Source organism: Mariniluteicoccus flavus (genome assembly GCF_054776655.1).
Map to the genome: position 1 here is coordinate 1 of NZ_BAAHBN010000016.1, position 20491 is coordinate 20491.

Genomic DNA, 20491 nt, shown 5'->3' on the forward strand with positions numbered 1-20491 from the left:
CCGCATGCCCCCTCGGCATGCATCCCCGGACGGGGCGCTTCGCACGCGGTGCGCGGCGCCCCGTTCTGCGTCTCCCTCCGTACGCCGACCCGGCCGAGACGGAACCTTCCCGGTCCCCAGCCCCTGACACAGGTCCCCGGCGCCCCTAGCGTCGGGCACGTCGACCCACCACCGTCAGCATCACCGTCAGGGAGTGCCCCATGAACCGCAAGATCGCCGCCCTCGTCCTCGCCACGGCCACCGCAGCAAGGGATTGGTCGTCGACGGCATCGTCGGTCCCAGGACCTGGGCGGCGCTGAAGAAGGCCGGCCCCACCAACCCGACGCCGAGGCCGACCAACCCCACCCCCGGCACCATCTCCGAGGCCCGTCAGCGCGTCCTGAACCGCGCGGCGACCTGGCTCACCGCGAACAACGGGAAGCCCGTCCCCTACAGCCAGTCCCGCTATTTCCAGGGCTACCGCACCGATTGCTCCGGCTACACGGCCATGGCCCTCGAACTCAGCAGGCCCGGCACGAACACCGTGGGCCTGGCCTCGTCCAGCGTCTCGCGCCGCATCGCCATGAAGGACCTCAGGCCCGGTGACCTCGTCATCGATGCCGACGGCACCAACAACACCCGCCACGTCGTCATCTTCGAGAAGTGGAACGACGCCGCGAAGACGAGCTACACGGCCTACGAGCAGACCGGCGACGGCGACCGTACGCGCCACCGCACCCTCCGCTATGGGCTCGAGTCGAACTCGCAATACCACGCCTATCGCCCCAACAAGTTCAAGGACTGACCCCGGATCAGCACCAGCGCAAGGGCCCCGCTTCGGCGGGGCCCTTTCCATGCCATCTCCCGCAATCCCTTCCTCGCAAGGAATGTTCCGGCCGCGGACAAGGAAGATTCCGCACGTTTCCGCTGGCTCCGACGGCCCCGGATTCCCTACGTTGAAGGCAATCCCGCAGCACCCAACTGCCACGAGCCAGGAGCCCCCCATGACCGAGATCGCCCCCACCACCACCCGCCGCTTCTCCAAGTCTGCCCGCCTCCTCATCGCCGGCGCCGTTGCCGCCGCCTCGCTCACCGGCGTCGGCGTCACCGCGGCCACCGCCGCCAGCAGCTACAACGGCTGCAGCGTCGCCTCCACGCCGGTGGTGGCGCAGCACACCAACCAGGGCCGCTACAACGCCAACGTGAAGTCGGCCCAGTGCCTGATCAACAAGCACGCGGGTCGCAAGATCATCGCCGAAGACGGCTATTTCGGTCCCGCCACGCGCGGCGCCGTCCTCGACTTCCAGAAGCGCAAGGGTCTCGCGGTCGACGGCGTCGTCGGCCCGAACACCTGGGGAGCGCTCAAGGCCAAGGTCGGCTCCACGCCCAAGCCCCCGACCCAGCCCGGCAACCCGAGCAGCGCCCGCCAGAAGGCCGTCGCGTACGCCGAATCGAAGATCGGCAAGCAGTATGTCTGGGGGGCGACCGGTCCGAACACCTTCGACTGCTCCGGCCTCACCTTCGCCGCCCACAGGGCCGCTGGCAAGACCATCCCCCGCGGATCGGACGCCCAGGGACAGCAGGCGCCCCGCCGCGTGAGCCGCGCCAACCTGCAGCCGGGCGACCTCATCGTCAAGAGCGCAGGCGGCCATGTCGGGATCTACGTCGGCAACGGCATGATGGTTCATGCGACCAACCCCCGCACCGACGTGGTCAAGGAGAAGCTCGACGGCAGCTGGTTCCAGCGCGGCGGCGTGTATTACGTCTCCTACTTCTGATCGATGACGTCGCCTGACCCTCCGGGCTGGTGACACACGAAGGCCCCCGCGCATCGCGCGGGGGCCTTCGTCATGTCCGTGCCCGGTCAGGTGACTGACGTCAGGGCAGGCGTACGCCTCATTCGGCCTCGGGCTTGACCTTCGCCGGGTCGACCGAGAAGCCGGGGCCCATGGTGGAGGACACCGTGATCTTCCTGATGTAGCGACCCTTCGACGAGGCCGGCTTGAGGCGCAGGATCTCGTCGAGGGCGGCGAAGTAGTTCTGCTCGAGCTGCTCGGGCGAGAACGACGCCTTGCCGATGATGAAGTGGAGGTTGGCGTGACGATCGACGCGGAACTCGATCTTGCCGCCCTTGATGTCGGTCACGGCCTTCGCCACGTCGGGCGTCACGGTGCCGGTCTTGGGGTTCGGCATGAGACCACGCGGGCCGAGCACACGGCCCAGGCGGCCGACCTTGCCCATCAGGTCGGGGGTCGCGACGACGGCGTCGAAGTCGAGGTAGCCCTTCATGACCTTCTCGATGAGCTCGTCGGAACCGACCTCGTCGGCGCCAGCGGCCTCGGCGGCGGCAGCCTTCTCACCGGTGGCGAAGACGAGGACCCGAGCCGTCTTGCCAGTGCCGTTGGGAAGGTTGACCGTGCCGCGGACCATCTGGTCGGCCTTGCGGGGGTCGACGCCGAGTCGCATGGCGACATCGATCGTCTCGTCGAACTTGCGCGACGCGCCGTTCTTCACGCTGGTGAACGCCTCGGCCGGCACGTAGAGTTGGTCGAGGTCGCGATCCTGGGCTGCTGCCCGATAAGCCTTGCTGCGCTGCATGTCTGACTCCTGTGTGAGTGTGTGTGTGTCAGTGTGGTGCGCCCCAGCGCGGGGCTCCCACGTGTTTCATTGCCGAGGGGAACGACCCCCTCGAACCACCGGGCTCAGCCCTCGACGGTGATGCCCATCGAGCGCGCGGTGCCCTCGACGATCTTCATGGCCGCGTCGACGTCGTTCGCGTTCAGGTCGGGCATCTTGGTCTCGGCGATCTCCTTGACCTGGGCCTTCGAGATCTTGCCGACCTTCTCCTTGTGGGGAACGCCCGAGCCCGACTTCACGCCGGCGGCCTTCTTGATGAGTTCCGCGGCGGGCGGGGTCTTCGTGATGAACGAGAACGAGCGGTCCTCGTAGATCGTGATCTCGACGGGAACGACGTTCCCGCGCATGGCCTCGGTCGCAGCGTTGTACTGCTTGCAGAAGTCCATGATGTTGACGCCGTGCGGGCCGAGCGCGGTGCCCACGGGGGGCGCCGGGGTGGCCGAGCCGGCCTGGAGGGCGACCTTGACGAGCGCCGCTACCTTCTTCTTGGGAGGCATGTTCGGGTCCTCAGTGTTCGGTGGCCGGGCGCGTGTCGCACGACCTTGGTGGATGCGGCCCCGCGTACGCGGAGCCAAACAGTGATTATCCGCCGCAGGGGGTGCCCGCGACAAATTGTGTGCCTCCCCGCTCGCGCGGGGAGGCGGCTGTCAGACGACCTTCTCGACCTGCGAGAAGGTGAGGTCGACAGGGGTCTCTCGGCCGAGGATCTCGACCATCGCCTTGATGCGCTGGCTGTTGGCGTTGATCTCGGTGATCGTGGCGTGGACGCCCGCGAACGGGCCATCGGTGATCATCACCGAGTCGCCCGCGTCGAAGTCGGCGACCTCGATCTTCTTCTTGCGACCGGCCTTCGGCTTGCCGGCGGCCGCGGCCTCGGCGTTGGCCGCAGCGATGACCGACGGGGTCAACATCTTCTCGACCTCGTCGAGGCTCAGCGGCACCGGCGAGGTGGCGTGGCCGACGAAGCCCGTCACCGACGGCGTGTGGCGCACGGTGGCCCACGACTCGTCGGTCAGCTCCATGCAGACCAGGACATAGCCCGGAAGCACGGTGCGGGTGACGTTCTTCTTGTTGCCGTTGCGGATCTCGGTGACCTCTTCGGTGGGCACGCGGACCTCGAAGATGTAGTCCTCCATGTTCAGCGACTGGGCGCGCTGCTCGAGGTTCTGCTTGACCCGCTTCTCCATGCCGGAATAGGTGTGCACCACATACCAGTCACCCAGCTTGGCGCGGAGTTCGGCGCGGAGGTCCTCGAGCCGCTTCTCGACGAGGTCGGCATGTTCGTCGGTCTCGTCGTCACCCTCGTCGGACTCGTCGTCGGACGCGGTGACCTCACCGGTGGCGGGGTCGACGGAGTCGTCACCGAACGCGAGGTCGATGTCGTCGTCCTCGGTCGGCTCCGATTCGTCATCGGCATCGAAGTTGAGGTTGATCGCGACGTCGTCGTCGTCGCTCGCCGCGGGCTCGTCGTCACCGAACGACAGCTCGACGTCCTCGTCGGCGCTGGCCGAATCGGGCGAGGCCGGCGAGTCGGGAGAGTCCGGCGAGTCGGGAGAGTCCGGCGAATCGGGCGAATCCTTGCCCTCGGCGCTCGACGCGGCCGGAAGCACCGGCTCGCGCTCGTCGAGGGAGTCGTTCTCGAAATCAGTCACGGGGTTGTTGCCTCCAGAGCTAGCGGTCATCAGCCGAACACCTTGAGCAGCGCCCAACCCAGTCCGAGGTCGAGGAGGCTGACGAAGAAGATGATGAAGAGCACGAAGACCAGGACCACCACGAAATATTGCTGGACCTGGTTGGCCGTCGGCCACACGACCTTGCGGAGCTCGCCGACCGCCTCGTTGACGAAGGCCGCCGGCGTCGTGCGACGCTCGGTGTCGGCGCCCCGGCTCGGCGTGGCGTGTCCCTTCTTCTCCACGGTGCGGCGGCGCGAGACGGCGGGCGTCGGCTCGAGTTCGTCGGCCTCGTCAGCCTCCCGCAGCTCCGCCGGCTCCTCGACGTCGGTCTCGACCCGCGAGGCGCGACGGACGGGACGGGAGGAACGCGGGCGGCGCGAGGCGACCGAGGCACCGGACGCGGCGGACGCCGCCGTCCCCTCGGACACCGCGTCGGCGTCACCCACCGGCAGGTCGTCGTGATCGTGGTCGGACACCTCGTCGGTGGCGCGGTCGAGTTTGGCCTCGTTGATGTCGTCGGTCTCGGGGTCGTCGACGTAGCCGTCGCCGGTCTCGCGGTCGTCGATGGGGGCCGTTTCGCTCAGCTCGGGCGCCAGCGGGGTCGACTCGTCCGATTCGTCATGGTTGCCATGGGAATCGGAGAGTTTGTCGTCAGCCACTGTGGGTCCTTCGGTGTCGGCGCCTCGGTCTTTCGGTCGCCGCGGGGGCGTCTTTCGTCTCGTGCAGGGGGCCCCTGCGTCGCACGGCAAGAGGGACTTGAACCCCCAACCTTCGGTTTTGGAGACCGATGCTCTGCCAGTTGAGCTATTGCCGTTCGATGGCCGTCCGACGGGCACGCCCGAAGACTGGTGACAGCCACCAAGACGATGAGTGTACGCGAGCCCCTCGAACGTGTCGAACCGAGACCCCCCGAGGTCCCGGGGGGGCGTCAGCGCGCGGGTCGGGTGAATCCCTGCATGCCGACGAAGGCGATCACGTGGAGCGAAACCATCACGAGGACGAAGATCAGATCGGTCATCATGGCGGTGTGACGTGGGTCGCACCGTCGACGTTCCCACGCCGCTGCGGTCACACCGCGGCGTGATAGAAACGTCCAGACGATCCCCGAGTGAGGAAGCAGGCGTGAACGGCCCCTACGACACCTCCGACGGCACCGAGACCCTCGAGGGCTTCTCGGACTGGTCGGAGATCGGCCGAGGAGGCGACGCCACCGTCTACCGCGCGATCCAGGATGCCCTGCAGCGCGAGGTCGCCATCAAGGTGCTGATGGTCGACGACGAGGAGTCCGTCCGCCGCTTCACCCGCGAGGTCCAGCTCATGGTCTCGCTGGGGCGCCAGCACCCCAACATCGCGAAGGTGCTGCAGATCGGCACCTCGAGTCGGGGACGTCCCTGCATCGTCATGGACTTCTATGAGCTGGGATCGCTCGACCAACGGCTGGCTGCGTACGGCCAGCTGGCCGCCGACGAGGTGGTGCAGGTCGGCACCGTCGTCGCCGACGCCCTGGCCTTCGCCCACGGCAAGGGCGTCCTCCACCGCGACGTGAAGCCGCAGAACATCCTGATCCTGCCCACGTCGTACGTGTTGTCCGACTTCGGCATCGCCCGCCTGATCGACTCGGCCCACACGGCCTCCACCGATCGGTTCTCCTATCGGCATGCCTCGCCGCAGGTGCTGGAAGGCGCCCCGCCGTCCGAGGCCGACGACGTGTTCTCGCTCGGTGCGACCCTGTTCCACCTGCTCGACGGCAAGCCCCCATTCACCCTGTTGTCGGACGAACCCGACTCGGCGCTGGCCTACATCAGGCGGGTCCAGACCCAGGCACCCCGCCAGCTGCGGCGCACCGACCTGCCCCCCGGCCTGGTCGCGATCATCGACACGGCCCTGCAGAAGGATCCCGCGTACCGCTTCCAGAGCGCCGCCGACCTGCGCGACGCGCTGGCCGACGTCCGCACGGAGGCGCGCGCCTGGGCGTCGGGAGGGCCAAGCATGCCCCACCTGCCCGCGAACCCCACCCCGACCAGCGCGAACACCGGGTCCTGGGGTGGCGTGCCGGGGCGTACGCATGACCCGGTGGACCTGACCTCCATGAGGTTGATGGGCAGCGCCGCCGAACCCACCAACGCCGGGTACGCCCCCACCGGGTACGCGGCCGCACTCCCGGGTCACGGCCATGCGGGCGTCTCGGCCCGATCGGCCCTGTCGGCGAGCGCTCCCCCGGCGGGCTCGCACCCCTACGGGGCCGAGCCGGACCAGCCCAGGGGGATGCCGCTGCTCGCCTTCGCCCTGGCCGGCACGACCGTGGGCGTGATCGTCGTCCTGGTCTGGTTCGTGCTGCAGCGCACCGCCACGCAGGCGACCCCGCCCCCGACCGCGACGCCGACCGCCGTCGCCGCGAGACACGACCCCAACCTCACGCCCCGCAACATCAGCGTCACCGACCGCGGCTCGTCGGTGGAGGTCAAGTGGGACTTCCCGATCAAGACGCCGGAGTGGTATTCGGTCGGCAGGGGCAGGTCGCGCGCCCAGATCCAGCCGGTGGGAAAGGTCAGTCACCCGGAGCGGTCGCGGGTCGTCGCCGTGGACCCCAAGGAGCGCAACCTCTGCTTCTCGGTCACCGGGGTGGGCAGCGACGGCGGGTTGGGCCCGTCGGCGCCCACCTGCATCCGCGAGTGAGCGCCGGACGGCCCGGCCTCAGCGCCCGCGGCCCCCGAACGCCCGCCAGAACACCACGGGGCTGAGGAACCACAGCGTCCGCCGCCACCACGGCGCCCCTCGACGCAGGTCGCGCGCGGCGAGCACGGCGTCATCCCAGACCTCGCCGGCGGCCGGAGACCCCGGGGGCGCGAAGGTCGCGCGTTCGGCCGCGGCGGCCACCGTCGATGCGGGCGTCGATCCGGTCTCGGCCGCCGCACTGACCGCGGCCTGGTGGGGGTGCGTACGCCGGCCCGCGAGCCGGAGCGCATCGGCCACGTGCCGCCACGCCCCGAGCGCGCCGTCGCGGGCCTGGGCGCGCGTGCGCGCCAGACGGGCCAGGGCGAGGCCGCCGACCAGCGCGACCGCGAGGACGGCACCGATGATGGGGCCCCACGGGACCTCGTCGCGGCGCGCCGGGGGCGGCTCGACCCGAGGCGGCACCGGCGGCTCCGCCGTCGGGGTGGGACGCGGGCTGGGGGCCGTACGCGGCGCGTTCTGACTGGCCGCGCTGACCTCCTCGACCGCCGGGGTCGGGTTGAACGGCACCCAGCCGAACCCCTCGAAATAGACCTCGGGCCACGCCAGCGCGTCGCGGCCGCGGACGACGTGGGTGCCGCTCGCCGGGTCGAGCGGCTGACCGGACCCGAAGCCCACCGCGAGGCGCGTGGGCATGCCGAGCGAGCGCGCCAAGACGACGAACGACGCGGCGAACTGCTCGGACGTCCCCTGGCGTCCCCCCTTGTCGACCGGGTCGAACAGGAAGGCCCGGAGCCGGCCGATCGAGGTGCCGGAGATCGAGGTCGCGGTGAACTGCCGGTCGGCCTTCAGCGCCCGTTCGAGGCCCTGGGCCTGTTCGAGATAGGTCGCCGTCCCGCGGGTGACCTCCTCGGCGTACGCCCTGAACTGATCGGGCAGTTCCGGGACCTGGGTGTAGCGGCCGCTCGGCCCGACGTTCGCGCCGGCGATCTCGTGGAGGCGCGGCGCATCGATCGTGCCGGTGACGGTGTAGCTGAAGATGCCCTTAGGATATTCGGGGAGCACGAGGGTGCCCGTCTCCGGGTCGAGTTGGGCATCGGGCACCGAGACCGTCTTCGGCAGCCCGGGGGCGGGCAGCCACCGCGACATCGGCTGCCAGGTGACGGTCACCGTCTGGTCGACCTGGAAGCGTCCGCCCGGGAGCGAGGGCTGCTGGGTGCCGCCGAGCGGGAAGTACCGGCTCGACGAATAGAACCCGCGCCCGTCGTATTCGGGCAGGACGGCGAGGTGGAGCGCAAAGGGGTCGCCCCGGCGACGCAGGATCTCACGATCGGGTTGTTCGGCCCATTCCGAGAGGTGTTGCAACGGGTTGGGCTCCACGCTGGGGCGCACCTCGGGTCGCACCAGGTCGCGCGGCTGGAACGGCAGGCCGAGCGGCACGAACCCGACCGCCAGGGCCACGGCCCCGAGCAGCGCCGCGGCCCCCAGCCCGCGCGGCGTCTCCCCGGGCTGACGGCCCCAGGTCGCCCAGTAGGCCAGCACCACCGCCACGATGCCGAACGAGAGCCACCCCCGCATGTCGGACCCGCCGCGCGTGAGGAGGTCACCCACGACGATGAGTGAGACCCCCGCCAGGAGCGGCTCGGCCCAGAAGTCCTTGCGGTGGAGGCCCAGCCCGATGATGGCCCCGGCGGCCCAGGCCACCACCAGGCCCGGGATGAGCAGCGGCAACGTGATGGGGGCGCGATAGGTGGTTGTCAGCAGCACCGGGAGCGGCCGGGTGATGGACTCGAGCGGACTGAGCTGGGTCTGGGCGCCGATCGCGACCATCGCGGCGAGGGGGACCGCCGCCGCGACCAGCACCACCACGAAGAACGCGCCCCCGATGCGTCGGAGGAACGCCACCAGGAGCATGGCCCCCAGGGCCGCGACCGAGAAGGGCCACCAGGCGAGCGAGCCCACCCAGGCCTGGCTCAGCGCGCCGCACCCCAGGAGGAGCACGGCGGTGCCGACCGCAAGTCTGGCCCACGGGTCGGGCGCCGTTGTGAGCCACGACAGCGGCCCCCGCGCGGGCGCGGCGGGACTGGTCGCCGTCGTCATGAGACCGCCCGGTCCCACAGCTGGGTGAGGTCGATCGACCGGGGGCCGCGCAGGATCGTGGCGGAACCACCCGACGGAGGTGACACCGACGTCGTGTGATCGACGATGAGGATGACGCCGGTGGCACCACGGGACGCCGACATCTCCAGCGAGTTCAGCGTCGCCTCGGAGCCGGAGACCACGGCGACACAGTCCAGGGCCCGCTTGGGCAGCCGCATCGACCCGCTGCCACCCTCGGAGGCCTGGACCTCGGCGAGGGCCGCGTACAGCCGTTGGGCGTCGACCTCGGCGGCGCCGATGCGCTCGCTGACCACGACGTCGACGGCCCCCGAGGTCGAGAGCAGGTGGACGGGCTGGTTCTGGCGCAGGGCGGCGCGGCAGAGGGCGAACGCCACCTCGACGGCGTCCTCGAAGTCGGTGTCGGTGGTTCCGTGATCCGCATAGCTGGCGCCGGCGTCGTCCAGGACGACGGTCAGGTGAGGTGTCGACGGCTCGGCGTCATCGCGGACCATGAGGATGCCGGAACGCGCCGAGGTCGCCCAGTGGAGGCGACGGAGGTCGTCGCCGGGGACATATTCGTGCAGCCCGACCAGGTCGGTCCCGCCGTGCTCGAGCGACTCGTCGGCCCCGACGGCGGATCGTCGACGGCCCCGCATCACTCCACGCGCGGGCACCGACCGGGGCAGCACCCGGACGTGGGTGATCCCGCCGCGCTCGCCGCTGCGCGCGGCGAGGCCGAAGGTTCCGGCCAGGTTGACGCTGAGGGGGCCCACCTCCATCAATCCGCGCCGGAGCGTCGGCACGCGATAGCGGACGGTGGGCTCATCCATCGAGACCACGATGCGATGCCGGCCGACGCGGTCGTTCACGGTCGAGCGGACGAGCCGCGGAGGGCGGCCGCTGAGCGTGACCGTGGCCATGCACTCGGCGTGGCGCTCGACGACCGGAGGGGTCACGACGCGCTCGGCGGTCAGGCGTACGCGCCGGGAGACCAGGACGACCTCCACCACCAGGGCCAGCAGGAGGGCCACAGCGATGCCGAGCAGGGTCGAATAGCGCCAGACCAGACCGAGCACCAGCAGCACCACACCCACGACGAGGGCGCCGATGCCGCGCGGGGTGAGGACCCACCAGACGGGGCGTACGCCGGGTTCCTCGCGGGCGGCGCGGACAGGCGTCGGCCGCGGCGGGGGCGGGACCGCCGGAGCGGTCCCGGTCGCCGACGGCACCGGTCCCGGCGTCCCCGTGGGCCGGACGGAGGTCGCGTCGATCGACACGTCGGTCAGCGCTCTCCGGGCTGGGGCACCTCGACCCGCTGCAGCAGGTCACCGATCACGCGGTCGCCGCTCTCGCCCGCGAGGTCGGCCTCGCGCGTGGTGATGAGGCGGTGGGCCAGCACCGGGCCGGCGAGGGTCTGGACGTCGGTGGGGATGACGAAGTTGCGGCCCTGGGCCGCGGCCTGGACCTGGCAGGCCCGCACGAGCGCGCGCAGGCCGCGCGTCGAGGCGCCGAGGCGGAGCCGCGGGTCGTTGCGGGCAGCGTCACCCAGGCGGTGGACGTAGCGCAGGATGGGGTCGGCGATGTGGACCTGCGCCAGGGCGCGCTGGAGCGCGGCGACCTGCTCGGGCGTGGTCACCGGCTGGATCTCGTCGGTGCGGCCCGCCCGCGAACCGGGGCGAAGGATGTTCATCTCGTGGTCGGCCGCCGGATAGCCGATCGCGATGCGGATGAGGAAGCGGTCGAGCTGCGCCTCGGGCAGGCGATAGGTGCCGTCCAGGTCGACCGGGTTCTGGGTGGCGACGACGAGGAACGGCGCGGGCACGTGGTGGCCCACGCCGTCGACGGTCACGGTGTGCTCCTCCATGACCTCGAGCAGCGCCGACTGGGTCTTGGCGGCGGCGCGGTTGATCTCGTCGGCCAGGAGGACGTTGGTGAACACCGGCCCGGAGCGGAAGCGCACCTGTCCGTCACCGGGGTTGAACACCGAGGTGCCGGTGACGTCGGCGGGCAGCAGGTCCGGCGTGAACTGGATGCGCCGCGAATCGCCGCCGAGCGCCCTCGCGAGGGCGCGGGCGAGGGTGGTCTTGCCGGTGCCGGGGACGTCCTCCAGCAGCACGTGGCCGCCCGCGAACATCGCGACCAGCACGAGGTCGATGACGTCGCGCTTGCCGTGAAGCACCGACTCGACGGCGTCACCCACCCGGCTGTGCAGGACGCGGAACTCGGCGATCGCCTGGTCGGGCACGGTCATGACGTCAGCCATCGTCAGGGACTCCTCGGGTCGGCGCACGGTCGGTCAGCTGGCACTCAGCCTGCCGAACTGTACGCCAGAGTCCTGCGACCCCTTGACCGCCTTCACGCCGACCTGGACCCAGCCGTCGTTGCTGGAGCTGGTGCCGCAGCTGACGGACCCGGATCGTGCGGCGCCGCCGAGCGTCCTCGTGCCGACGTCGTTGCAGTAGATGATGAAGTTGTCCGGGGTGGCCCCCGAATAGCTCCAGCTGAATGTCGCCGTCGTGCCCTTCCACGTGCCGCCCTTGACGCTGGGCGTCCCGATCTTGGCGGGGGCGGTGGTCGCGGGCCTGGTGGTCGCGGGCCTGGTGGTGGTGGGCGCCTTCGTGGTCGGCGACACCCTGCTGACCACCGTCACCTGAGTGGCCGCACTGGCCTGCGCCGACCCCTTGACCGCGGTCACGGTGACCGTATGGGTGCCTGCGGCCAGGGAGTTGATCGTCGCGGTCCGGCCCGTCACCGTCGTCGACTTGGCGCCGACCTTGACCAGGAACCTGTCGGCGCCGGGGTGGGACCAGGTGACGGTGACGCTCATGCCGTCGGCCGCGTTCTGCTTGGCCGAGAGGTTCGTGGGCTTCACGACGGTCGCCGGCGGGGTGGGCGTCTGCGACGGCCTCGGGGTCTGTGACGGCGTGCGCGTCGGGGTCGGCGCCTTGGTCGTCGTGGGCGGCTTGCTGGTCGTCGGCGCCTTGGTCGGCGTCGCGGACCTCGTGGGGGTCGCCGACCTGGTCGTCGGGGTGTCGGTCCACGGCGCCGGCGTGACCGACGGCCCACGGTTGGTGGGCGGCCGGGACGTGGTGGGTGCCGGGGTCGACGACGGGGTGGTGGTCGGCGCCGTCGTCGTCGGCGGCTTGGTGGTGGGCGCCGCGGTGGTCGGCGGAATGGGCTGCGTCGCGAACCTGGTGGGTCGCGGCGTGTTCGTGCCACCCGGGTCGGTCGGGCCGTTGGTCGGCTGGCCGGTCGGGACCGGCGCCGTGGGCAGGCCTGTGGGCGCCGGAGCGGTGGGCTGGCCGGTGGGGACAGGAGCCGTTGGCTGACCCGTCGGGACCGGCACCGTGGGCTGACCCGTGGGGACCGGCGCCGTGGGCTGGTCGGTCGGGACGGGCGCCGGCACGTCGGTGGGCACCGGATTGGTGGGCTGGTCGGTCGGCACGGGAGCCGGCGGCACGTCGGTCGGCCCCGGGTTCTCCGGCCGCCCCGGATCGTCGGGGCGCCCGGGCCTGTCGGGGTTGCCCGGATCGGAGGGCTGGGCCTCCGGGGCACGCGTCTCGCGGGGGTCGGCCGGAACCGGCACGGGCGGCTGCTCCGAAGGGACCGGTGCGGCGCCGCCCTCGTTGCCGCGGTCGCTGCCCCCTCGCGGGGCGGTGGTGTTCTCGTCGGCCTTCGGAGCGGGCGTCGCCCACGGATTCGTGTCGCGGTTCTGCGCCTCCTCGGTGGGGCGCGGACGGTGCTGCGGCGCGGGCTGGGGTCGCTGGCCGACATCGGAGTGTTCTGGTCGGTCGGGCGCGGCCTCGGTGACCGTCGTCTCCTGACGACTGCCGCCGCCGTTGACGACCTCATTTCGGCCGGGGACGTTGTTCAGGTCGAGGCTGGGACCGCCCGAGCCACCGCCGGAGTTGGGGTTCTGGCCCTGGCCCTCGGCCGCGGGACCGTTGCCGATGGTCATCTCGTCGCCCGCATCGCCCAGGTCCTGGGTCTCGCGGGGAGCCCGCCGATCGAACGGCACCTCCTCGCCGGAGCGGTCGATCTCCACGCCCTTGTCGGAGCCGGGGACGTTGAGGATGAGGCGCCCCTCGTCGACCACGGGCTGGGCGTCCTCGGCCCCGGGCATCGCGATGGCAGGCCCGGCGGGACGGCCGTCACGGTTGAACCGCATGACCTTGTTCTCGCCCCTGCAGATCACGAAGATCTGGTTGTTGAAGACGGTCGGATCGATCGGGACGCGGCAGCCGTGCTGAGCGGCCGGGATGTGGCGTACGCGACCCTGGTCCATCACCACCAGTCCACCGCGGCCCGGGACGGTCGCGGGCACGAGGTCGGACGGGGCGGCGGTCGCCGGATCGAGCCCGATCAGGTCGTTGCTCTGCTGGTAGCCCTCGACCGGTGTCCCGATCTGGGCGATGACGCCGGCCGACGGGCTGAAGACGGTCACCCCTTCTCGGTGGGGGGTGAGCACTCCGTCGTCACCGAGCTTCTCGACGTGCTTGGTGCGGCCGACCGTGAACGCGCTCGTGCGCGAGTCCCACTCGAGCTGTTTCACCGCCCCGGTGCGGTCGACGATCCACACGTTGCCGCGCTCGTCGGCGGCGACGTCGATGATGCCGTCGGGGTTCGTGTAGGGGGCGCCGAGGTCGATGGCCTGCACCGGGTCGACCGCCGAGACGCGGCCGTCCCCCAGGTCGGCCACGAACATGCGCCCGCCCGCCATCACGACCTTGGAACGGCTGCCCTCCCGCTTGCCGCCGCGGGTCATGGTGGACATGTCGATGGTCGTCACCTGGCCGGTGCGCTCGTCGGTGACGGCGACCATGCCGTTGTCCTGGGTGACCTTGACCGGGGAGCCCGGCGACGCGACGCGGAAGGCCTGCTCGATCTTGCGGGTCGCGGGGTTGTAGACGAGGAGTTCACCCTTGGCGGCATCGGCCAGCCAGGTGACGCCGTCCGTCACGCCGATGGCGGTCGAGGCCACACCGGTTCCCAGCATCACACCAGCCACGCCCAGCGCCACGGCGGACAGCGCCGACGCGTTGGCGACCGTCTGGCGCTTCGGCGCCTGACGGATGGTGCGGGTCAGTCGGGAGCTCACGCGTTCTCCTCAGATCAGTGCGGCTGGGGGCGGCCTTGTCCCATGCTCGCAAATCGCGGGGTCGAGCTCAACCAAGCCCCCGGCCAGATCGACCGGAAACTTCCACATCGTGCCGCCACGCCGTCAGTCCCGCTTGCGCGCCTTCGCGTACACCTCGGCCAGGTCCTCGGCCGTGACGATGCGCACCTCCGCCGCCCGGCGGCCGATGGCGAACCGGACGTTCTGGACCCGTTTGGTGCCGGACCCGGCGAACGGGTCGTCACGCGGGCCGAACGCGATGCGGGAGATCGTGCGGATCGAGTCGTCCACGCGCTGCGGACGATCCAGGTTCCAGGCGTAGCCGTGCCAGCCGAGCACGCGCTCGTAGATCTCGCGGTTCGACGGGGGGCGCGGATAGGAGTCGTCGCCCACGAGCCAGGGCTCGGCCAGCGCGAGCGCGACGAACCACTCCTTGGTGCCCTTCGCCAGGTTGGGCGCGGGCGCCGTCATGTCTTCGGAGTCCTCGGCCTGCGGGGAGTTGTACGCCGCCGTCTCGGCGCTCTCCACGTTGACCTCGAGGGTCAGGTCGTCAAACTGGTTCGCGGCGGCCCCCTGGCGACCGCGCAGCACCGTGATCGCGTTCTCGCCCTCGTCGAGCAGCGCGGTCATGCCCTTGACCAGGGTCACGCGGCGCGCGCCGCCGGGCGCCTCGAACAGGCTCGCGAGCTGGGCCTCGGTCGAGCCGTGCCACCTCAGCCGCACGATGTCCTCCCCCACGACGAGCTCGCCGAGGATGCGGGACGTGTGCGGCGTGCTCTGGTCGAGCGCGAGCGTGGTGACCTGGAGCGTGGAGTCGGCCTCCTCCTCCGGCAGGGTCGCGTGGGGGGCGCGCCCGAAGACGAGCGACTCCCGCGATCCGAGGACGACGGTCGGCTGACCAGCGGTGCGCAATTCGACGCGAAGCACAGGTGACCTCCTGATCGGTGGCACAGGCCCGGGCGGCCGTGATCCCGGCACACGTTAGCGGCTGCCCGGTCCGGTTCGAGGCGCGGCCCTCGCTGCGGAGTGGACCGATTGACCCAATCGTGACCGAGAGCCATTCCCCTGGGGCCGATCGCTCACTACGCTTCGCCCATGACGAACATCGCCGTTTGGCTGACCGACCGCGCCGCGTCCAATCCCGAGGACATCGCCGTGAAGCAGGGGGACACGACCCTCACCTACGCCGCCCTGAACCACGCCGCCGGCTGTGTCGCGGCACTGCTGGCGGAGAAGGGCGTACGCGCGGGCGACCACGTCGCCCTCACCATGCCCAACGTGGCGTACTTCCCCGTCGTCTACTACGGCATCCTGCGCCTGGGCGCCGTCGTCGTGCCGATGAACCCGCTGCTGGTGGGGCGCGAGATCGCCTACACCTGGACCGACGCGCAGGCGAAGGTCGCCGTCGTGTTCGCGCTGTTCGCCGAGGAGGCCGCGAAGGCCGCCGCCGAGACCGGCACCGAGGTCGTGGTGGTCGTGCCGGGCGAGTTCGAACGCACGCTCGGCGCGCAGGACCCGGTCTCCGAGGTCGCCGGCCGGACCGACGACGACACCGCGGTGATCCTCTACACCTCCGGCACGACGGGTCGCCCGAAGGGGGCCGAACTCACGCACGCCAACCTGCGTACCAACGTGATGACGACGCGCGAGACGCTGTTCACCATGGGCCCGGGCGACGTGGTCTTCGGCGGACTGCCGCTGTTCCACTCGTTCGGCCAGACCTGCGCGATGAACGCGTCGATCGCCTCCGGCGCCACCCTGGACCTCCTTCCCCGCTTCGACGCCGCCGAGGCCCTGCGCATGGTGCAGGACGACAAGGTGACGCTGTTCATGGGCGTGCCGACCATGTACATGGGGCTGCTGGGGGCCCCGGACCGCGAGAAGTACGACACGTCGTCGGTGCGCCTGGGCGCCTCCGGTGGCGCGTCGCTGCCCGTGGAGGTGCTCCGTGGGGTCGAGGAGGCGTTCGGGTTCCCGGTGCTCGAGGGCTATGGCCTGTCGGAGACCTCACCGGTCGCCTCCTTCAACCACCCCGACGTGCCCACCAAGCCGGGCTCGGTCGGCACGCCGGTCCGCGGCGTCGAGTTCTGCCTGATGAACCTCGACGGGAACGTGGTCGACGAGGTCGACACGATCGGCGAGATCTGCATCCGCGGCGAGAACGTCATGAAGGGCTATTGGCAGAAGCCCGACGCGACGGCCGAGGCCATGGCGGGCGGCTGGTTCCACTCCGGCGACCTCGCCACGCGCGACGCCGACGGCTTCTATTTCATCGTCGACCGCAAGAAGGACCTCATCATCCGCAACGGGTTCAACGTCTATCCGCGCGATGTCGAGGAGGTGCTGTACAGCCACCCCGACGTCGCCGAGGCCGCCGTGCTCGGCGTCAAGGACCCGGCCGTCGGCGAGGAGATCGCGGCGCTGGTGAAGCTGAAGGACGGCGCGACCACGACGCCCGACGAGCTCCGCGACTGGGTCAAGGAGCGGGTGGCCGCGTACAAATATCCGCGGAAGGTGCGCTTCGGCGAGCTGCCGAAGGGACCGACCGGCAAGATCCTGAAGCGGGAGATCGCCTTCGACTGAGGCGCTCGCGACCCGCGAGTCGGATCAGCGGTCGGCGCCGACCGCCTCGAGCAGAGCGAAGGCGTGGGGGCCCAGGGTGAGGGCGGTCGCACCCTGGGTCCCCTCGTCGTTCCCGTGGTCGCCGTCCTTCGCCGCGAAGTCGAGCTGACCGCGGCCGAACAGCACCGCGTGGTCGCCCTCGAGCGGCACCGTCGCGCCGTCGGCGCCGAAGTTGACCACGATCGTCAGCGCCTCGCCGCGCTGGACCATGAACCACTGGTCGTCGGCGTCGTGCTCGACCGACGTCCAGTCGAAGCGCGGGTCGGTGAGCTCGGGGTGGGTGCGGCGGAGGGTGAGCAGCTCCTTGTAGAGCCCGAACAGCTCGCCGTGGGAGTCGGTCTCGACCTCGCGCCAGTCGAGCATCGAGCCGGTGAACGTCGCCGGGTCCTGGGGGTCAGGGACCTCGACGTCGCCCCACTCCATCTTCGCGAACTCCTCGCGCCGGCCCTTCGAGACGGCCTCGCCGAGCTCCTTCTCGGGATGGGACGTGAAGAACGCCCACGGCGTCGACGCGCCCCACTCCTCGCCCATGAAGATCATCGGCGTGCAGGGACCCAGCAGGATCAGGGCCGCCGCGATGGCGAGCTGGTCGGTCGAGAGCGTCGCCGACAGGCGGCGACCGTCGGCGCGGTTGCCGATCTGGTCGTGGTTGTCGGAGCACACGACGAGGCGCCAGGTCGGCGTACGCGAGGTGTCCACGCGGCGGCCGTGGCGGCGGCCGCGGAAGGTCGACAGCGTGCCGTCGTGGAAGAAGCCCGTCTCGAACACCTTGCCGAGGGCCTCCATCGACGCGAAGTCGGCGTAGTAGCCCGTAGAGTCGCCCGTGAGGTTGGCCAGCAGCGCGTGGTGGAAGTCGTCGGACCACTGGCCGGTCAGGCCATAGCCGCCGGCCTCGCGCGGCATGATCAGCCGCGGGTCGTTGAGGTCGGACTCGGCGATCAGCGACAGCGGACGCCCCAGGAACGTTGACAGCGCGTCGACCTCCTCGGCAAGTTCCTCGAGGACGTGCAGCGCGCGGGTGTCGACCAGGGCGTGGACGGCGTCGAGGCGGAGGCCGTCGACGTGGAAGTCGCGCAGCCACGACAGGACGTTGTCGATGATGAACCGGCGTACTTCGTCGGACTCCTCGCCGTCGAGGTTGATCGCCGAGCCCCAGGGGTTGTTGACGCCCTCCTGGAGGTAGGGCCCGAAGGCGGGCAGGTAATTGCCGGACGGGCCCAGGTGGTTGTAGACGACGTCCTGGATGACGCCGAGGCCGCGCGCGTGGCACGCGTCGACGAAGCGCTGGTAGGCCGCGGGACCGCCGTAGGCGTGGTGGACGGCGAACCAGTGGACGCCGTCATAGCCCCAGCCATGTTCGCCGTTGAACTCGTTGACCGGCATCAGCTCGACGAGGTCGACGCCGAGGTCGACGAGGTGGTCGAGCCGCTCGATGGCGGAGTCGAGGGTGCCGCCCGTGCCGTCCGGGCCCGGGGTGAACGTGCCGACGTGGAGCTCGTAGATCACGCCGCCGGCGAGCTGGCGGCCGGTCCAGGCGTCGTCGCCCCAGGCGTACGCGGAGCGGTCGAACGTCCGCGACAGCCCGTGGACGCCTGCAGGCTGCCATCGCGTACGCGGGTCGGGCAGCGGCTCGTCGGCACCGTCGAGCAGGTAGCCGTAGTCGACGCCGGACGTGAGCAGGCGCTCGGGCAGGTCACCCGCGGGGCGCCACCAGCCGTGGTCGACGCGCTCCATGGCGTGGCGCTCACCGTCGGCGAGCAGGACCACGTCGTCGGCGCGGGGGGCCCAGACGTCGAAGCGGATCTCGGGAGTGGTCATGGTTCCTCCGGGGTGGGGTCAGAGATCGATGCCGACGAAGACCGGCTCGGGGACGAGGGTGATCGCGAACTTCTCGCGGACGCCGTCGCGCACCTCGCGCGCCAGGGCGACCACGTCGGCCGCCGTCGCGTCGCCGCGGTTGGTCAGGGCGAGCGTGTGCTTGGTCGACAGGGTGGCCGGGCGGCCGGCGCCGTGGCCCTTGGCGAACCCGGCGTGGTCGATGAGCCAGGCGGCGCTGGTCTTGACCAGCCCCTCGCCCGCCGGATAGCGGGGCGCGCCCTCGGGGAGCGCGTCGGCCACCGCGGCCGGCACGATGGGGTTGGTGAAGAACGAGCCGGCGCTCCAGGTGTCGTGGTCGGCCTCGTCGAGGACCATGCCCTTGCCGGCGCGCAGCCCGAGGACGGCCTCGCGGACAGCGGTCGCCGGGGCTCGCTCGCCGATCTCGACGCCGAGGGTTCGGGCCAGCTCCGCGTACCGGATGGGGGCGGACAGGTCGCCCAGCGGCAGCTGGAACTCGACCGACAGCACCACGTGGCGGCCCGGCTCGGCCTTGAAGCGCGAGTGGCGGTACGCGAACCCGCACTCGGCCGCGGTGAAGGTCTGGACGCGGGCCTCGGCGCGGTCGAACGTGCGGACGCGGGCGATCGTGTCGGCGACCTCCGCACCGTAGGCCCCCACGTTCTGGATGGGTGAGGCACCAACCAGGCCCGGGATGCCGGACAACGACTCGAGCCCCACCCACCCCTGCTCGACGGTGTGGGCGACGAACGGGTCCCACGGCTCGCCGGCGGCGACGGTCACCGTGGCGCCGGAGCACGACGAGACGTCGGCGACGATGCCGCGGGTGGCGATCAGGACGACCGTGCCGTCGAAGCCGGCGTCGCCGATCACGACGTTGGAACCGCCGCCGAGGACGAGGACGGGCTCGCCGGCGTCATCGGCCTCGCGGACGGCGTCGACCAGGGCCTGCTCGGACTCCGCCACGACGAGCCTCCGGGCGGGTCCGCCGACGCGGAGGGTGGTGTGGGGGGCGAGGAGGGTCTCGGTGTCGTGGTTCGGGCCGGGCGCCTCAGGCATCGCGGACCTCGGCCTTCCCCCTGCCGACCACGACGTCGCCGCAGCGGGCGACGATCGTCAGCGGGGTCACCCCATCGGCCGGCTCCCCCGCCTCCGCGGTGGCGACGACCTCGGCACCCTCGGCGTCGTCGGGCACCGGCACCGGCTTGCTGAACCGGAACGAGCACGACACCACGCGTGCGGGGTCGCCCGCGTACGCCGTCGCCGCCCGCATCGCCACGCCCATCGTCAGCATGCCGTGGGCGATCACCGAGTCGAGGCCGAGCGCGGCCGCGTAGTGGTCGGAGAAGTGGATGGGGTTGAAGTCGCCGGACGCGCCGGCGTACTTCACCAGTTGCTGGCGGGTGAACCGCATCGTCACTTCGGTCATCGCCCCTCCTCGCGGGTGTGGAAGACGAGCGACGTCACGGTGCAGACCGGCTCGCCCGCCGTCGTCGCGATGTCGACGCCCAGGGTGACCATGTCGACCTGGCCGCGGACGCGGACGCCGGTGATCGTCAACGTCGCGGTCACCTCGTCGCCGGCCCACAGGGGCCGGGCGTGGGCGAACGACTGGTCGACGTGGATCGTGCGGCTCAGCTCGAGGCCGAGCTCGGCGTCGGCGAAGACCTGTTCCCAGGCCTTCGACGACACCACGATCGCGAAGGTCGGCGGCGCGATCGGGTCGGCCCCCGCGTACGCCGGGTCGTCGTCGCCGAGCGCCGCCGCGAACTCCTGGATCTTGCCGCGCGTGACGGCGTACGCCGGCGTGGCCGGGTAGGTCCGGCCGACGTGGTCGCTGCTGATGGGCATGGCG

The 20491-nt window shown here is 71.2% G+C and carries 17 protein-coding genes and 1 tRNA gene; 4 read left to right on the top strand and 14 right to left on the bottom strand.

Translation table 11 applies throughout. From position 1 onward, the window contains the following. Window positions 1-193 precede the first annotated feature (193 nt). The gene (locus tag ACYVAG_RS16640; RefSeq protein ID WP_460771529.1) at window positions 194-784 is read left to right on the top strand and encodes an NlpC/P60 family protein; all 591 of its coding nucleotides are present in this window, start codon (window positions 194-196) and stop codon (window positions 782-784) included. A gap of 199 nt (window positions 785-983) precedes the next feature. Then, a complete protein-coding gene (locus ACYVAG_RS16645; protein ID WP_460771531.1) occupies window positions 984-1757 on the top strand; it encodes a C40 family peptidase in 774 nt (257 codons plus the stop codon). 118 nt (window positions 1758-1875) lie between these two features. Here the strand turns inward: ACYVAG_RS16645 and rplA are convergent, their stop codons facing one another. From rplA to ACYVAG_RS16670, 5 genes are all read right to left on the bottom strand, one after another. Further along, window positions 1876-2577, bottom strand: a complete 702-nt coding sequence (gene rplA / locus ACYVAG_RS16650) for a 50S ribosomal protein L1 (RefSeq protein WP_460771533.1) — start codon at window positions 2575-2577, stop codon at window positions 1876-1878. A 104-nt stretch (window positions 2578-2681) separates the two neighbouring features. Continuing rightward, window positions 2682-3113 carry a 50S ribosomal protein L11 gene (rplK, locus tag ACYVAG_RS16655; RefSeq protein WP_460771535.1) on the bottom strand — a complete coding sequence of 144 codons (432 nt, stop codon included), beginning with the start codon at window positions 3111-3113 and terminating at the stop codon, window positions 2682-2684. A gap of 150 nt (window positions 3114-3263) precedes the next feature. After that, entirely contained in the window at window positions 3264-4298 is a 1035-nt protein-coding gene (nusG, locus tag ACYVAG_RS16660; RefSeq protein ID WP_460771537.1) for a transcription termination/antitermination protein NusG, read from the bottom strand. Then, window positions 4298-4948: a preprotein translocase subunit SecE gene (gene secE / locus ACYVAG_RS16665; RefSeq protein ID WP_460771539.1), complete on the bottom strand. Its 651-nt coding sequence runs from the start codon at window positions 4946-4948 to the stop codon at window positions 4298-4300. Before secE ends, nusG begins: the two co-directional genes overlap by 1 nt. Window positions 4949-5030: 82 nt before the next feature. Beyond that, window positions 5031-5103 (bottom strand) — tRNA-Trp (locus ACYVAG_RS16670). 308 nt (window positions 5104-5411) lie between these two features. Here ACYVAG_RS16670 and ACYVAG_RS16675 point away from each other — a divergent pair. Continuing rightward, window positions 5412-6965 carry a serine/threonine-protein kinase gene (locus tag ACYVAG_RS16675; protein ID WP_460771541.1) on the top strand — a complete coding sequence of 518 codons (1554 nt, stop codon included), beginning with the start codon at window positions 5412-5414 and terminating at the stop codon, window positions 6963-6965. A gap of 18 nt (window positions 6966-6983) precedes the next feature. Here ACYVAG_RS16675 and ACYVAG_RS16680 read toward each other — a convergent pair whose 3' ends face one another. The 5 genes from ACYVAG_RS16680 to ACYVAG_RS16700 form a co-directional block, all read right to left on the bottom strand. Continuing rightward, window positions 6984-9062, bottom strand: coding sequence for a transglutaminase-like domain-containing protein (locus ACYVAG_RS16680; RefSeq protein WP_460771543.1), 2079 nt, complete (start codon window positions 9060-9062; stop codon window positions 6984-6986). Further along, complete coding sequence (locus ACYVAG_RS16685; protein ID WP_460771545.1) at window positions 9059-10339, bottom strand: DUF58 domain-containing protein; 1281 nt, start codon at window positions 10337-10339, stop codon at window positions 9059-9061. The genes ACYVAG_RS16680 and ACYVAG_RS16685 overlap by 4 nt, the downstream gene beginning before the upstream one ends. 5 nt (window positions 10340-10344) lie before the next feature. After that, the gene (locus ACYVAG_RS16690; protein ID WP_460771547.1) at window positions 10345-11325 is read right to left on the bottom strand and encodes an AAA family ATPase; all 981 of its coding nucleotides are present in this window, start codon (window positions 11323-11325) and stop codon (window positions 10345-10347) included. A 33-nt stretch (window positions 11326-11358) separates the two neighbouring features. After that, a complete protein-coding gene (locus ACYVAG_RS16695; RefSeq protein ID WP_460771549.1) occupies window positions 11359-14160 on the bottom strand; it encodes an NHL repeat-containing protein in 2802 nt (933 codons plus the stop codon). Between the two features lie 123 nt (window positions 14161-14283). Further along, window positions 14284-15105 (bottom strand): hypothetical protein, encoded by an 822-nt coding sequence (locus tag ACYVAG_RS16700; protein ID WP_460771551.1) that lies wholly within the window; start codon window positions 15103-15105, stop codon window positions 14284-14286. A 168-nt stretch (window positions 15106-15273) separates the two neighbouring features. Between ACYVAG_RS16700 and ACYVAG_RS16705 the strand changes: the two genes are divergently transcribed. Beyond that, window positions 15274-16761 (top strand): long-chain-fatty-acid--CoA ligase, encoded by a 1488-nt coding sequence (locus ACYVAG_RS16705; RefSeq protein ID WP_460771553.1) that lies wholly within the window; start codon window positions 15274-15276, stop codon window positions 16759-16761. Window positions 16762-16785: 24 nt separating this feature from the next. Here the strand turns inward: ACYVAG_RS16705 and treZ are convergent, their stop codons facing one another. The 4 genes from treZ to ACYVAG_RS16725 are packed head-to-tail and all read right to left on the bottom strand — an operon-like array spanning window position 16786 to window position 20487. After that, window positions 16786-18618 (bottom strand): malto-oligosyltrehalose trehalohydrolase, encoded by a 1833-nt coding sequence (gene treZ / locus ACYVAG_RS16710; RefSeq protein ID WP_460771555.1) that lies wholly within the window; start codon window positions 18616-18618, stop codon window positions 16786-16788. A gap of 18 nt (window positions 18619-18636) precedes the next feature. Continuing rightward, complete coding sequence (locus ACYVAG_RS16715; RefSeq protein WP_460771557.1) at window positions 18637-19695, bottom strand: UDP-N-acetylmuramate dehydrogenase; 1059 nt, start codon at window positions 19693-19695, stop codon at window positions 18637-18639. Then, on the bottom strand, window positions 19688-20065 hold the full coding sequence (locus ACYVAG_RS16720) for a MaoC/PaaZ C-terminal domain-containing protein (protein ID WP_460771558.1): 378 nt from the start codon (window positions 20063-20065) through the stop codon (window positions 19688-19690). The genes ACYVAG_RS16715 and ACYVAG_RS16720 overlap by 8 nt, the downstream gene beginning before the upstream one ends. Further along, window positions 20062-20487, bottom strand: a complete 426-nt coding sequence (locus ACYVAG_RS16725; protein ID WP_460771560.1) for an FAS1-like dehydratase domain-containing protein — start codon at window positions 20485-20487, stop codon at window positions 20062-20064. The genes ACYVAG_RS16720 and ACYVAG_RS16725 overlap by 4 nt, the downstream gene beginning before the upstream one ends. Window positions 20488-20491 lie beyond the last annotated feature (4 nt).